Source organism: Escherichia sp. MOD1-EC5189 (assembly GCF_002966045.1).
Taxonomy (GTDB): Bacteria; Pseudomonadota; Gammaproteobacteria; order Enterobacterales; family Enterobacteriaceae; genus Escherichia; species Escherichia coli_F.
The window spans coordinates 25,163-39,334 of sequence record NZ_PTRX01000002.1; the positions used below are offsets into that span (position 1 = coordinate 25,163).

Consider the following 14,172-nt stretch of genomic DNA (forward strand, 5'->3'; position numbering starts at 1 on the left):
GGATAAGCATGCTCGATCCCAATCTGCTGCGTAATGAGCCAGACGCAGTCGCTGAAAAACTGGCACGCCGGGGCTTTAAGCTGGATGTAGATAAGCTGGGCGCTCTTGAAGAGCGTCGTAAAGTATTGCAGGTCAAAACGGAAAACCTGCAAGCGGAGCGTAACTCCCGATCGAAATCCATTGGCCAGGCGAAAGCGCGCGGGGAAGATATCGAGCCTTTACGTCTGGAAGTTAACAAACTGGGCGAAGAGCTGGATGCAGCAAAAGCCGAGCTGGATGCTTTACAGGCTGAAATTCGCGATATCGCGCTGACCATCCCTAACCTGCCTGCAGATGAAGTGCCGGTAGGTAAAGACGAAAATGACAACGTTGAAGTCAGCCGCTGGGGTACCCCGCGTGAGTTTGACTTTGAAGTTCGTGACCACGTGACGCTGGGTGAAATGCACTCTGGCCTCGACTTTGCAGCTGCAGTTAAGCTGACTGGTTCCCGCTTTGTGGTAATGAAAGGGCAGATCGCTCGCATGCACCGCGCACTGTCGCAGTTTATGCTGGATCTGCATACCGAACAGCATGGCTACAGTGAGAACTATGTTCCGTACCTGGTTAACCAGGACACGCTGTACGGTACGGGTCAGCTGCCGAAATTTGCTGGCGATCTGTTCCATACTCGTCCGCTGGAAGAAGAAGCAGACACCAGTAACTATGCACTGATCCCAACGGCAGAAGTTCCGCTGACCAACCTGGTACGCGGTGAAATCATCGATGAAGATGATCTGCCAATTAAGATGACCGCTCATACCCCATGCTTCCGTTCTGAAGCCGGTTCTTATGGTCGTGATACCCGTGGTCTGATTCGTATGCACCAGTTCGACAAAGTTGAAATGGTGCAGATCGTGCGTCCGGAAGATTCAATGGCGGCACTGGAAGAGATGACCGGTCATGCGGAAAAAGTCCTGCAGTTGCTGGGCCTGCCGTACCGTAAAATCATTCTTTGCACCGGCGACATGGGCTTTGGCGCTTGCAAAACTTACGACCTGGAAGTATGGATCCCGGCACAGAACACCTACCGCGAGATCTCTTCCTGCTCCAACGTTTGGGATTTCCAGGCGCGTCGTATGCAGGCACGTTGCCGTAGCAAGTCGGACAAGAAAACCCGTCTGGTTCATACCCTGAACGGTTCTGGTCTGGCTGTTGGCCGTACGCTGGTTGCGGTAATGGAAAACTATCAGAAGGCTGATGGTCGTATTGAAGTACCAGAAGTTCTACGTCCGTATATGAACGGACTGGAATATATTGGCTAATACCCAATTTTTCTGAATCTAAAAAGCGCCTTCGGGCGCTTTTTTTGTCTCCCTTTGATACCGAACAATAATTACTCCTCACTTACACGTAATACTACTTTCGAGTGAAAATCTGCCTATCTCTTTGATTTTCAAATCATTCGATGTATACAAACCTATATAGCGAACTGCTATAGAAATAATTACACAATACGGTTTGTTACTGGAATCAATCGTGAGCAAGCTTGAGTGAGCCATTATGAAAACGAAAATCCCTGATGCGGTATTGGCTGCTGAGGTGAGTCGCCGTGGTTTGGTAAAAACGACAGCGATCGGCGGCCTGGCAATGGCCAGCAGCGCATTAACCTTACCTTTTAGTCGGATTGCGCACGCTGTTGATAGTGCCCTTCCGGCAAAGTCAGACGAAAAGGTTATCTGGAGCGCCTGTACAGTTAACTGTGGTAGCCGCTGCCCGCTACGTATGCACGTTGTGGACGGTGAAATTAAATATGTTGAAACGGATAATACCGGCGATGACAACTATGACGGCCTGCACCAGGTGCGCGCCTGTCTGCGTGGGCGTTCCATGCGTCGCCGTGTCTACAATCCGGACCGCCTGAAATATCCGATGAAACGAGTCGGGGCGCGCGGTGAAGGCAAATTCGAGCGCATTAGCTGGGAAGAAGCCTACGACATCATCGCGACCAATATGCAGCGCCTGATCAAAGAGTACGGCAACGAGTCTATCTATCTGAACTATGGTACCGGTACGCTGGGCGGCACCATGACCCGCTCCTGGCCGCCGGGAAATACCCTGGTCGCTCGCCTGATGAACTGCTGCGGCGGTTATCTGAACCATTACGGTGACTACTCTTCCGCGCAAATTGCGGAAGGTTTGAACTATACCTACGGCGGCTGGGCGGATGGTAACAGCCCGTCAGATATTGAAAACAGTAAGCTGGTGGTACTGTTTGGTAATAACCCTGGCGAAACGCGAATGAGCGGTGGTGGGGTGACTTATTACCTTGAGCAGGCTCGTCAGAAATCCAACGCTCGTATGATCATTATCGATCCGCGCTATACTGACACCGGTGCCGGGCGCGAAGATGAGTGGATCCCTATTCGTCCGGGAACAGATGCCGCACTGGTTAACGGTCTGGCGTATGTCATGATCAGCGAAAACCTGGTGGATCAGGCATTCCTCGATAAATATTGCGTTGGCTACGACGAGAAAACACTGCCAGCCAGTGCGCCGAAAAATGGTCACTATAAAGCTTATATTCTGGGTGAAGGGCCAGATGGCGTGGCTAAAACACCGGAATGGGCCTCGCAAATTACCGGTGTTCCGGCAGACAAAATCGTCAAACTGGCACGTGAGATCGGCAGTACTAAACCCGCGTTTATCAGTCAGGGATGGGGGCCGCAGCGTCACGCTAACGGTGAAATCGCAACCCGTGCTATCTCAATGCTGGCGATTCTGACCGGTAACGTTGGTATTAACGGGGGCAACAGCGGAGCACGCGAAGGTTCATACAGCTTACCGTTTGTGCGGATGCCTACCCTGGAAAACCCGATCCAGACAAGCATTTCCATGTTCATGTGGACCGATGCGATTGAACGTGGTCCGGAAATGACGGCGCTGCGTGATGGGGTGCGCGGGAAAGATAAGCTTGATGTGCCGATCAAAATGATCTGGAACTATGCCGGTAACTGCCTGATTAACCAGCATTCTGAAATCAACCGTACCCATGAAATCCTTCAGGATGATAAGAAGTGCGAGCTGATTGTGGTTATCGACTGCCACATGACTTCATCGGCGAAATATGCTGACATCCTGCTGCCTGACTGCACCGCTTCCGAACAGATGGACTTTGCACTGGATGCATCCTGCGGGAATATGTCTTACGTGATTTTCAACGATCAGGTGATTAAACCACGCTTTGAATGTAAGACCATCTATGAAATGACCAGCGAACTGGCAAAACGTCTTGGCGTTGAGCAACAGTTTACTGAAGGCCGTACCCAGGAAGAGTGGATGCGGCATCTGTATGCCCAGTCGCGGGAAGCGATTCCTGAACTGCCAACGTTTGAAGAGTTCCGCAAGCAGGGGATCTTTAAAAAGCGCGACCCACAAGGGCATCACGTTGCTTATAAAGCCTTCCGTGAAGATCCGCAGGCAAATCCACTGACCACGCCATCGGGTAAAATTGAGATTTATTCGCAGGCGCTTGCTGACATTGCCGCTACCTGGGAATTGCCAGAAGGCGATGTGATCGATCCACTGCCGATCTACACGCCGGGCTTTGAAAGTTATCAGGATCCGCTGAACAAACAGTATCCGCTGCAGCTTACGGGTTTCCACTATAAATCTCGCGTTCACTCAACTTACGGCAACGTTGATGTGCTGAAAGCGGCTTGCCGTCAGGAAATGTGGATCAACCCGCTTGATGCGCAAAAACGCGGTATCAACAACGGCGATAAAGTCAGGATCTTTAACGATCGTGGTGAGGTTCATATTGAGGCGAAAGTGACGCCACGAATGATGCCGGGTGTGGTCGCACTGGGTGAAGGTGCCTGGTATGACCCGGATGCAAAACGTGTCGATAAGGGCGGTTGTATCAACGTACTGACCACTCAACGTCCGTCTCCTCTCGCTAAGGGGAATCCGTCACATACAAACCTTGTTCAGGTTGAAAAGGTGTAAGGAGTAACCGATGACAACCCAGTATGGATTTTTTATTGATTCCAGCCGTTGCACCGGTTGCAAAACCTGCGAGCTGGCTTGTAAAGACTACAAAGATTTGACGCCAGAAGTCAGTTTCCGCCGCATTTATGAATATGCTGGCGGCGACTGGCAGGAAGATAACGGTGTCTGGCACCAGAACGTGTTTGCCTACTATCTGTCGATTTCATGTAACCACTGCGAAGATCCGGCTTGTACTAAAGTCTGCCCGAGCGGTGCGATGCATAAACGTGAAGATGGTTTTGTTGTGGTCGATGAAGATGTATGCATTGGCTGCCGTTACTGCCATATGGCTTGCCCGTACGGCGCACCGCAATATAACGAAACGAAAGGCCATATGACCAAATGCGATGGTTGTTATGACCGTGTTGCGGAGGGGAAAAAACCGATCTGCGTAGAATCCTGCCCGCTGCGGGCGCTGGATTTCGGCCCTATCGACGAGCTGCGTAAAAAACATGGCGATTTGGCGGCTGTTGCGCCGTTGCCGCGAGCTCACTTTACCAAACCGAATATTGTGATCAAACCCAATGCCAACAGCCGCCCGACCGGGGATACCACTGGCTACCTGGCAAACCCGAAGGAGGTGTGAGATGGGAAGTGGATGGCATGAATGGCCGCTGATGATCTTCACGGTCTTCGGGCAATGTGTAGCGGGTGGTTTTATCGTTCTGGCTTTGGCGCTGCTCAAAGGCGACCTGCGAGCAGAAGCCCAGCAGCGTGTTATTGCCTGCATGTTTGGCTTATGGGTGCTGATGGGTATTGGCTTTATCGCCTCTATGCTTCATCTTGGTTCACCGATGCGCGCCTTTAACTCGCTCAACCGGGTAGGGGCTTCAGCACTCAGTAACGAAATCGCCAGCGGTTCGATCTTTTTTGCTGTTGGTGGCATCGGCTGGTTACTGGCAATGCTGAAAAAGCTGTCACCGGCATTGCGTACGCTGTGGCTGGTGGTGACGATGGTTCTTGGCGTAGTCTTTGTCTGGATGATGGTGCGTGTCTATAACAGCATCGATACCGTACCCACCTGGTACAGCATCTGGACACCGATGGGCTTCTTCCTGACGATGTTCATGGGCGGCCCGTTACTGGGTTACCTGTTGCTGAGTCTGGCTGGCGTCGATGGCTGGGCGATGCGTCTGCTGCCAGCTATTTCTGTACTGGCCCTGGTAGTGAGTGGCGTGGTGTCAGTGATGCAGGGCGCAGAGCTGGCGACTATTCATAGCTCTGTGCAGCAGGCCGCAGCGCTGGTGCCGGACTATGGTGCGCTGATGTCCTGGCGGATCGTGCTTTTGGCTGTTGCCCTGTGCTTGTGGATTGCACCACAGCTAAAAGGTTATCAGCCTGCGGTTCCGCTACTTTCCGTATCATTCATTCTGCTTCTGGCAGGGGAATTAATCGGTCGTGGCGTATTCTATGGTTTGCATATGACCGTGGGGATGGCCGTCGCAAGCTAATCATAACAACCGGGGTTTCGGCCCCGGTTCTCTTTTATTTCTGCTTCGTTAACGTGTCATAACTGGTCATCAAATTACGATAATCAGGAATATGGTTAGAGAACAACGTCGCCAGTCCTTCAATATCATTACGCCAGTCGCGATGCAGCTCGCACGCCACGCCGAACCATGTCATCAATTGCGCACCAGCTTGCGACATGCGATCCCATGCCGAATGCCGGGTAATTTCATTAAAGGTCCCTGACGCGTCAGTCACGACAAAGACGTCAAACCCTTCTTCAATGGCTGAAAGCGCCGGGAATGCCACGCAAACTTCGGTTACCACACCGGCAATAATTAACTGTTTTTTACCTGTCGCTTTGACAGCTTTTACAAAATCTTCGTTATCCCAGGCGTTAATATTTCCCGGGCGAGCAATGTAAGGTGCATCGGGAAACTGTGCTTTCAGTTCTGGAACTAATGGGCCGTTAGGACCGGTTTCAAAACTGGTGGTAAGAATAGTAGGTAAGTTGAAATACTTAGCTAGGTCGCCCAGCGCCAGCACGTTATTTTTAAACTTATCGGGTTCGATATCCCGTACAAGGGAAAGTAAACCAGCCTGGTGATCAACAAGCAAAACGGCAGCATCATTTTTATCAAGACGAACATACGGTTTGGTCATCCTCTTCTCCTTTCGAGAGTCAGCGGTACGTCTGAAATCGGTCAGACGCGATGCATTGCTCTGAAAGCATAGACGGGAAATATGAGTTTGCTGTGACCATGAAATTTTTCGACTGAACGAAGCGTATGAAATTTGTGTTAGATCAATAAAAACAATCAGATGAGATTAATCGTCTCTCCAGCATTAGCGTTATGAATGAGTAATATAAATCGATAATACCTCAGCTGCGATATGCGCGTATTTTCACCCATTGACAATGTTTTTGGCGGTGGCATGATGCGCATGAAATTTGAACTTCCTCACGGTTTTAATTCATGTCCACGTATACCCGGCCTGTCATGCTTTTGCTGTCTGGCCTGCTTTTGTTGACTTTGGCGATCGCAGTGTTAAATACACTCGTGCCGCTTTGGCTCGCCCAGGAACATATGTCCACATGGCAGGTAGGCGTTGTCAGCTCATCCTATTTTACCGGCAACCTGGTCGGTACATTGCTGACAGGGTATGTCATTAAGCGCATTGGCTTTAACCGCAGCTATTATCTGGCCTCCTTCATTTTTGCCGCTGGCTGTGCCGGCCTTGGCCTGATGATTGGATTCTGGAGCTGGTTGGCTTGGCGTTTTGTCGCCGGCGTCGGCTGTGCCATGATTTGGGTGGTTGTTGAGAGCGCGCTGATGTGCAGTGGGACGTCACGTAACCGTGGGCGTTTGCTTGCTGCGTATATGATGGTTTATTACGTGGGAACGTTTTTAGGCCAGTTACTGGTCAGCAAAGTTTCAACCGAGCTGATGTCCGTATTGCCGTGGGTTACAGGTTTGACGTTGGCAGGGATCTTACCGCTGTTGTTTACGCGTGTGCTGAATCAGCAGGCTGAAAACCATGATTCGACGTCAATTACGTCCATGCTAAAACTCCGTCAGGCGCGGCTTGGCGTGAATGGCTGCATTATCTCAGGAATCGTTCTGGGATCTCTATATGGCCTGATGCCGCTGTACCTCAATCACAAAGGGGTGAGCAATGCCAGCATTGGTTTCTGGATGGCGGTACTGGTTAGTGCGGGTATCCTTGGACAATGGCCGATTGGACGTCTGGCGGATAAGTTTGGTCGACTGCTGGTGTTGCGTGTTCAGGTCTTTGTCGTCATTCTCGGCAGTATCGCGATGCTTAGCCAGGCGGCGATGGCCCCAGCGTTATTCATCCTCGGTGCCGCTGGCTTTACGCTATATCCGGTGGCGATGGCATGGGCTTGCGAGAAAGTTGAACATCATCAACTGGTGGCGATGAACCAGGCCTTACTGTTGAGCTATACTGTGGGAAGTCTGCTTGGCCCGTCATTTACTGCCATGCTAATGCAGAATTTCTCCGATAATTTATTGTTTATCATGATCGCCAGCGTATCGTTTATCTATTTGCTGATGCTGCTTCGCAACGCCGGTCATACGCCGAAACCCGTTGCTCACGTGTAAATGAATTAACGCAGAGTGTGAACTTACTGTTTCACACTCTGCTTTTTTGTTTCTTCTCTCTGACTTGCTTTTTTCAAAATTTTATTCGTTTCAAAATAAAATGTGCAGCAGGTTATAATTTTGCATTTCGCTATTTCCGCACTTCTTATTTGCCGCGCATAATCCCTCGTTTTACAGATGCCCCTTTAATTTTGGCGAAGGATTTGTCTATGGCTGGGAATGTTCAGGAAAAACAGCTGCGATGGTACAACATTGCGCTGATGTCTTTTATCACTGTCTGGGGTTTTGGCAACGTTGTTAATAACTACGCCAACCAGGGGCTGGTGGTTGTTTTTTCATGGGTGTTTATCTTTGCGCTCTATTTCACACCTTATGCGCTAATTGTTGGTCAGTTAGGCTCGACCTTCAAAGATGGGAAAGGCGGGGTCAGTACCTGGATTAAACACACGATGGGACCCGGACTGGCTTACCTCGCCGCGTGGACCTACTGGGTAGTGCATATTCCCTATCTGGCACAAAAACCCCAGGCAATACTGATTGCGCTCGGTTGGGCGATGAAAGGCGACGGTTCGCTAATCAAAGAATATTCAGTCGTAGCGTTACAGGGGTTAACGCTGGTGCTGTTTGTCTTCTTTATGTGGGTTGCTTCACGCGGTATGAAATCGCTGAAAATCGTCGGTTCTGTGGCAGGGATTGCGATGTTTGTTATGTCGCTCCTGTATGTGGCGATGGCGGTAACCGCGCCTGCGATTACTGAAGTGCATATTGCGACCACAAACATTACCTGGGAAACGTTTATTCCTCATATCGACTTTACCTACATTACCACTATTTCAATGCTGGTCTTTGCGGTTGGTGGAGCAGAGAAGATTTCTCCCTACGTTAATCAAACACGCAACCCAGGAAAAGAATTTCCAAAAGGGATGTTATGCCTGGCGGTGATGGTTGCGGTGTGCGCGATCCTTGGATCGCTTGCAATGGGGATGATGTTTGACTCCCGCAATATTCCCGATGACTTAATGACCAATGGCCAGTATTACGCCTTCCAGAAGCTGGGCGAGTATTACAGCATGGGTAATACTTTAATGGTGATTTACGCCATTGCGAATACTCTGGGTCAAGTAGCTGCGCTGGTATTCTCGATTGATGCGCCGCTTAAAGTATTATTAGGCGATGCTGACAGCAAATATATTCCTGCCAGTTTATGTCGTACCAACGCATCTGGTACGCCCGTTAATGGCTATTTTCTGACCCTGGTGCTGGTGGCGATCCTGATTATGCTGCCGACTCTCGGCATCGGTGATATGAACAATCTCTATAAATGGCTGTTGAATCTTAACTCGGTAGTGATGCCGCTGCGTTATTTATGGGTATTTGTTGCATTTATTGCAGTTGTTCGCCTGGCGCAGAAATATAAGCCGGAATATGTCTTTATTCGTAATAAGCCGCTGGCAATGACCGTCGGAATTTGGTGTTTTGCCTTTACCGCTTTTGCCTGCCTGACTGGTATTTTCCCGAAAATGGAAGCCTTCACCGCAGAGTGGACATTCCAGTTGGCGCTGAATGTTGCAACGCCGTTTGTGCTGGTGGGATTAGGGCTGATATTCCCGCTGCTGGCGCGTAAAGCGAATAGCAAATAATTATTGTGGTCGGTGACGCTGACTCTGGCAGATCTGACCCGTTTTTACATAATCGAGAAATGCGCGCAAGCCGCAGGACATATACTGGCGGTTTGGGTAATAGATCTGGAAGCCTGGACGCTCTGTGATCCAGTCTTCCAGTACACATTCTAAACGACCGGTATCAAGGTACTCCTTGATCTGTTCATAGAGCAGATACCCGATACCAGCACCCATCAAAACGGCATCCAGTTCAGCATCAACATCATCCAGAATGATATTTCCTGCGACAGCAATTTCCAGCTCCTTTGCAAATTGCCAGTGGAAAGGTTTGCCGCTGGGATAACGAAAAACAACACATTGATGATTAAGCAGATCATGAGGATGGCGGGGTTTGCCATATCTTGCAAAGTACTCTGGCGTTGCTGCTACACATAATTTCACTGGCGGGCCGATCGCCACGCTGATCATATCTTTTTCGACGATGCCACTAAGTCGAACGCCAGCGTCAAAGCCCTGCTGGACGATATCAACAAGAGAGTCGTCAGTTGTGAGCTCGACTTTAATATCAGGATATTCACGTGTGAAACCAACCAGTAAAGGCATTAAAAATATACGTGCAGCTACCCGGGCGGCATTGATTTTGAGCGTACCTGTCGGTGTCAGACGAAAATCATTCATCTCATCTAACATGATCTGAATTTCGTCGAAAGCTGGGCGCAATCGTTCATAGAGATTAGAACCCGCTTCCGTTAACGATACGCTTCGGGTTGTCCGATTGAATAAGCGAATTTTAAGACGTTGTTCCAGTGTTTTAATACTATGGCTAATGGCGGACGAAGATAAGCCTAACTCATCGCCTGCTGCACGAAAGCTTTGATTACGGGCCACGGCAAAGAAAGTGGCAAAGTCAGACATATTCATCCGCATTAGTGAAAATCCTTCATTAACTCATCCTGAATCATCACGTTTACAGGATGATGCCGCCTGCGTAAAGTGCGCTCCAGAACTTAACGTGGAGGTAAAATTATGCAGTCTGAACGTATTTATTTGGTATGGGCCCATCCTCGTCATGATTCATTGACCGCATATATTGCTGATGCGATCCATCAGCGGGCAATGGAGCGGAAAATACAGGTGACGGAACTCGATTTATATCGGCGTAATTTCAACCCGGTGATGACGCCGGAAGATGAACCAGACTGGAAGAATATGGATAAACGTTATTCTCCAGAGGTTCATTAGCTTTATTCAGAGCTGCTTGAACATGACACGTTAGTGGTGGTTTTTCCTCTCTGGTGGTACAGCTTCCCAGCAATGCTAAAAGGATATATTGACAGAGTATGGAATAATGGGCTGGCTTATGGAGATGGGCACAAATTACCATTCAATAAAGTTCGTTGGGTGGCGCTGGTTGGAGGAGACAAAGAATCATTTGTCCAGATGGGCTGGGAAACAAATATAAGCGATTATTTGATAAATATGTGCAGTTATCTTGGTATTGAAGATGCCGATGTCACTTTCTTGTGTAATACAGTGGTATTCGATGGGGAAGAACTTCACGCGAGCTATTATCAGTCGTTATTATCTCAGGTACGGGATATGGTAGATGCACTATAAGATGTGTTAAAACGCTGTAGCAGAATAAAGCGCGGAATAACAAAGCGGCAACTCAATAAAGTTGCCGCTTTACGGGGAAATTAGAACATTACCTTATGACCGTACTGCTCAAGAATGCCTTTCACGCGTTCCATGGTCTCTTTCTTCGGTGGTTTAACACCATCAAGTTTGTATTCTTCACCCATCGCAACCCATTTGTGTTTGCCCAGCTCGTGGTAGGGGAGAAGCTCGATTTTCTCAACGTTGCCCATATCACGGGTAAATTCACCGAGGCGATGCGCTGAATCGTCATCGTCAGACCAGCCTGGGACAACAACGTAGCGGATCCACACCTTCACATTTTTATTCGCCAGATATTTAGCAAACTCCAGCGTGCGGTGGTTGGAAACTCCAACCAGATTTTGGTGGATCTCGTCGTTCATCTGTTTGAGATCGAGCATTACCAGGTCGGTTACTTCCAGCAGTTCATCAATCACCGGATCGTAACGACGAACAAAACCGTTGGTATCCAGACAGGTATGAATGCCTTCTTTTTTGCAGGCGCGGAACCAGTCACGAACAAACTCAGCTTGCAGGATTGCTTCACCGCCGGATGCGGTAACGCCGCCGCCGGAAGCGTTCATAAAGTGGCGATAGGTCACCACTTCCTTCATCAAATCTTCAACGGTAACTTCTTTACCGCCATGCGTGTCCCAGGTGTCGCGGTTATGACAATACAGGCAGCGCATCAGGCAGCCCTGGAAAAAGGTGATAAAGCGAATACCCGGGCCGTCTACGGTTCCACAGGATTCAAAGGAGTGAATGCGACCAATAACTGACATTGCGGTGTTTCTCCAGATGTGGCCCATCTGAGGCCGTGTTGGTGCGCAGCTCGAAGGCTACGTCGAGTCTGTTTTGGCAGTCACCTTAAAGTATAGATAGCTGACAAAAAAGGCTCTCGTGCTAAAAAAGGCCCCACTTTCGTGGAGCCTTTATTGTACGCTTTTTACTGTACGATTTCAGTCAAAACTAATTACATAGATTGAGTGAAGGTACGAGTAATAACGTCCTGCTGCTGTTCTTTAGTCAGCGAGTTGAAACGTACTGCGTAGCCAGATACACGGATGGTCAGCTGCGGATATTTTTCCGGGTTTTCCATCGCGTCGAGCAGCATTTCACGGTTCATCACGTTAACGTTCAGGTGCTGACCACCTTCGATGGATGCTTCGTGGTGGAAGTAACCATCCATCAGACCAGCCAGGTTGGTCTTACGAACTTCGTCGTCTTTACCCAGTGCGTTCGGAACGATAGAGAAGGTGTAGGAGATACCATCTTTAGCGTAAGCAAACGGCAGTTTAGCAACGGAAGTCAGAGATGCTACAGCACCTTTCTGGTCACGACCGTGCATCGGGTTAGCACCCGGTCCGAACGGCGCGCCAGCACGACGACCGTCTGGGGTGTTACCAGTTTTCTTACCATACACAACGTTAGAAGTGATGGTCAGAACAGACTGAGTCGGGATTGCGTCACGGTAGGTGTGCAGTTTCTGAATTTTCTTCATGAAACGTTCTACCAGGTCAACCGCCAGGTCATCTACACGCGGGTCGTTGTTACCAAACTGCGGGTATTCGCCTTCGATTTCGAAGTCGATAGCCAGACCGTCTTCGTCACGAATCGGTTTAACTTTCGCATATTTGATTGCAGACAGGGAGTCAGCAGCAACGGACAGACCAGCGATACCACACGCCATGGTGCGGATAACGTCACGGTCGTGCAGCGCCATCAGAGAGGCTTCGTAGCTGTACTTGTCGTGCATGTAGTGGATGATGTTCAGTGCAGTGATGTACTGTTTAGCCAGCCAGTCCATGAAATGATCCATGCGCTCCATCACTTCATCGTAGTTCAGGACGTCGCCTTTGATCGGTTCAGATTTCGGACCAACCTGCATTTTCAGTTTTTCGTCAACGCCGCCGTTGATTGCGTACAGCATGGTTTTTGCCAGGTTTGCACGCGCACCGAAGAACTGCATTTGTTTACCAACGATCATCGGGCTTACGCAGCAAGCGATAGCGTAGTCATCGTTGTTGAAGTCCGGACGCATCAGGTCATCGTTCTCATACTGCAGAGAAGAGGTGTCGATGGACACTTTAGCGGCGAATTTCTTGAAGTTCAGCGGCAGTTTTTCAGACCACAGAATGGTCATGTTCGGTTCCGGAGACGGACCCATGGTGTACAGGGTGTTCAGGAAACGGAAGCTGTTTTTGGTAACCAGGGTACGACCGTCGAGGCCCATACCACCGATAGATTCGGTTGCCCAGATCGGGTCGCCAGAGAACAGTTCATCGTATTCCGGAGTACGCAGGAAGCGAACCATACGCAGTTTCATGACCAGGTGGTCAACCATTTCCTGCGCTTCTTGTTCGGTGATCTTGCCAGCTTTCAGGTCACGTTCGATGTACACATCCAGGAAGGTGGAGGTACGACCGAAGGACATTGCAGCACCGTTCTGAGACTTAACAGCAGCCAGGTAGCCGAAGTAAGTCCACTGGATTGCTTCCTGAGCGTTGGTAGCCGGACCAGAGATGTCGTAGCCGTATTTCGCAGCCATTTCTTTCATCTGACCCAGAGCGCGGTGCTGTTCAGCGATTTCTTCGCGCAGACGGATAGTCTGTTCCAGGTTTACGCCGTTTTCCAGATCAGCCTGCAGAGAGGTGAACTGAGCGTATTTGTCTTTCATCAGGTAGTCGATACCGTACAGCGCAACGCGACGGTAGTCACCGATGATACGACCACGGCCATAAGCATCTGGCAGACCGGTCAGAACACCGGATTTACGGCAACGCAGGATGTCCGGAGTGTAAACGTCGAACACGCCCTGGTTGTGAGTTTTACGGTATTCAGTGAAGATTTTTTTGATCATCGGGTCCAGTTCGCGGTTGTACGCTTTGCAGGAACCTTCGATCATTTTGATACCACCGAACGGGATAAGAGCACGTTTCAGCGGAGCTTCAGTCTGCAGACCAACAACTTTTTCCAACGCTTTGTTGATGTAGCCAGCGTCGTGAGAGGTGATGGTGGAAGCAACAGCGGTGTCAAAGTCAACTGGCGCGTGAGTGCGGTTTTCCAGTTTAACGCCTTCCATTACTTTGTCCCACAGGGTGGTGGTCGCTTCAGTAGCGCCAGCCAGGAAGGACTCGTCACCCTCGTACGGAGTGTAGTTTTTCTGAATGAAGTCACGGACGTTTACTTCATTCTGCCAGTCACCTTTGGTAAAACCTTCCCAGGCTGTGGCTAACTTTTCATTAAGCTCGGACATGTAACACCTACCTTCTTAAGTGGATTTTTTATTTACT

General features: G+C 49.6%; 10 protein-coding genes and 1 pseudogene. 7 read left to right on the plus strand and 4 right to left on the minus strand.

Annotation, left to right across the window (positions count from 1 at the left end):
- Positions 1 to 8: 8 nt before the first annotated feature.
- From serS to dmsC, 4 genes are all read left to right on the plus strand, one after another.
- Complete coding sequence (gene serS, locus ATB02_RS01730; protein ID WP_105270991.1) at positions 9 to 1,301, plus strand: serine--tRNA ligase; 1,293 nt, start codon at positions 9 to 11, stop codon at positions 1,299 to 1,301.
- Between the two features lie 238 nt (positions 1,302 to 1,539).
- Entirely contained in the window at positions 1,540 to 3,984 is a 2,445-nt protein-coding gene (gene dmsA / locus ATB02_RS01735) for a dimethylsulfoxide reductase subunit A (RefSeq protein WP_032183849.1), read from the plus strand.
- A 10-nt stretch (positions 3,985 to 3,994) separates the two neighbouring features.
- Positions 3,995 to 4,612 (plus strand): dimethylsulfoxide reductase iron-sulfur subunit DmsB, encoded by a 618-nt coding sequence (gene dmsB / locus ATB02_RS01740; RefSeq protein ID WP_000213098.1) that lies wholly within the window; start codon positions 3,995 to 3,997, stop codon positions 4,610 to 4,612.
- Position 4,613: 1 nt separating this feature from the next.
- A complete protein-coding gene (gene dmsC, locus ATB02_RS01745) occupies positions 4,614 to 5,477 on the plus strand; it encodes a dimethyl sulfoxide reductase anchor subunit DmsC (RefSeq protein WP_000534649.1) in 864 nt (287 codons plus the stop codon).
- Positions 5,478 to 5,511: 34 nt separating this feature from the next.
- On the opposite strand, the gene ycaC is transcribed toward dmsC, so the two are convergent.
- Complete coding sequence (gene ycaC / locus ATB02_RS01750) at positions 5,512 to 6,138, minus strand: isochorismate family cysteine hydrolase YcaC (protein WP_000165876.1); 627 nt, start codon at positions 6,136 to 6,138, stop codon at positions 5,512 to 5,514.
- A gap of 314 nt (positions 6,139 to 6,452) precedes the next feature.
- Here ycaC and ATB02_RS01755 point away from each other — a divergent pair, with 314 nt between their 5' ends.
- Together ATB02_RS01755 and ATB02_RS01760 are read left to right on the plus strand one after the other, a co-directional pair.
- Positions 6,453 to 7,601, plus strand: coding sequence for an MFS transporter (locus ATB02_RS01755; RefSeq protein WP_000109295.1), 1,149 nt, complete (start codon positions 6,453 to 6,455; stop codon positions 7,599 to 7,601).
- A 209-nt stretch (positions 7,602 to 7,810) separates the two neighbouring features.
- The gene (locus ATB02_RS01760) at positions 7,811 to 9,241 is read left to right on the plus strand and encodes an APC family permease (protein ID WP_000918528.1); all 1,431 of its coding nucleotides are present in this window, start codon (positions 7,811 to 7,813) and stop codon (positions 9,239 to 9,241) included.
- On the opposite strand, the gene ATB02_RS01765 is transcribed toward ATB02_RS01760, so the two are convergent.
- The gene (locus ATB02_RS01765) at positions 9,242 to 10,150 is read right to left on the minus strand and encodes a LysR family transcriptional regulator (protein WP_001242673.1); all 909 of its coding nucleotides are present in this window, start codon (positions 10,148 to 10,150) and stop codon (positions 9,242 to 9,244) included.
- A 99-nt stretch (positions 10,151 to 10,249) separates the two neighbouring features.
- On the opposite strand from ATB02_RS01765, the pseudogene ATB02_RS26570 reads away from it, so the two are divergent.
- A pseudogene (locus tag ATB02_RS26570) lies at positions 10,250 to 10,840 on the plus strand (NAD(P)H oxidoreductase).
- Between the two features lie 80 nt (positions 10,841 to 10,920).
- Here ATB02_RS26570 and pflA read toward each other — a convergent pair.
- Together pflA and pflB are read right to left on the minus strand one after the other, a co-directional pair.
- Positions 10,921 to 11,661: a pyruvate formate lyase 1-activating protein gene (gene pflA / locus ATB02_RS01780; protein WP_000111043.1), complete on the minus strand. Its 741-nt coding sequence runs from the start codon at positions 11,659 to 11,661 to the stop codon at positions 10,921 to 10,923.
- A gap of 191 nt (positions 11,662 to 11,852) precedes the next feature.
- Entirely contained in the window at positions 11,853 to 14,135 is a 2,283-nt protein-coding gene (gene pflB, locus ATB02_RS01785; protein WP_001292814.1) for a formate C-acetyltransferase, read from the minus strand.
- Positions 14,136 to 14,172: the final 37 nt, after the last annotated feature.

What these genes read in the sequence shown, in the direction of transcription:
- serS (WP_105270991.1), top strand. Translation starts at nt 9, where the DNA reads ATGCTCGATCCCAATCTGCTGCGTAATGAGCCAGACGCAGTCGCTGAA.
- dmsA (WP_032183849.1), top strand. Translation starts at nt 1,540, where the DNA reads ATGAAAACGAAAATCCCTGATGCGGTATTGGCTGCTGAGGTGAGTCGC.
- dmsB (WP_000213098.1), top strand. Translation starts at nt 3,995, where the DNA reads ATGACAACCCAGTATGGATTTTTTATTGATTCCAGCCGTTGCACCGGT.
- dmsC (WP_000534649.1), top strand. Translation starts at nt 4,614, where the DNA reads ATGGGAAGTGGATGGCATGAATGGCCGCTGATGATCTTCACGGTCTTC.
- ycaC (WP_000165876.1), bottom strand. Translation starts at nt 6,138, where the DNA reads ATGACCAAACCGTATGTTCGTCTTGATAAAAATGATGCTGCCGTTTTG.
- ATB02_RS01755 (WP_000109295.1), top strand. Translation starts at nt 6,453, where the DNA reads ATGTCCACGTATACCCGGCCTGTCATGCTTTTGCTGTCTGGCCTGCTT.
- ATB02_RS01760 (WP_000918528.1), top strand. Translation starts at nt 7,811, where the DNA reads ATGGCTGGGAATGTTCAGGAAAAACAGCTGCGATGGTACAACATTGCG.
- ATB02_RS01765 (WP_001242673.1), bottom strand. Translation starts at nt 10,150, where the DNA reads ATGCGGATGAATATGTCTGACTTTGCCACTTTCTTTGCCGTGGCCCGT.
- pflA (WP_000111043.1), bottom strand. Translation starts at nt 11,661, where the DNA reads ATGTCAGTTATTGGTCGCATTCACTCCTTTGAATCCTGTGGAACCGTA.
- pflB (WP_001292814.1), bottom strand. Translation starts at nt 14,135, where the DNA reads ATGTCCGAGCTTAATGAAAAGTTAGCCACAGCCTGGGAAGGTTTTACC.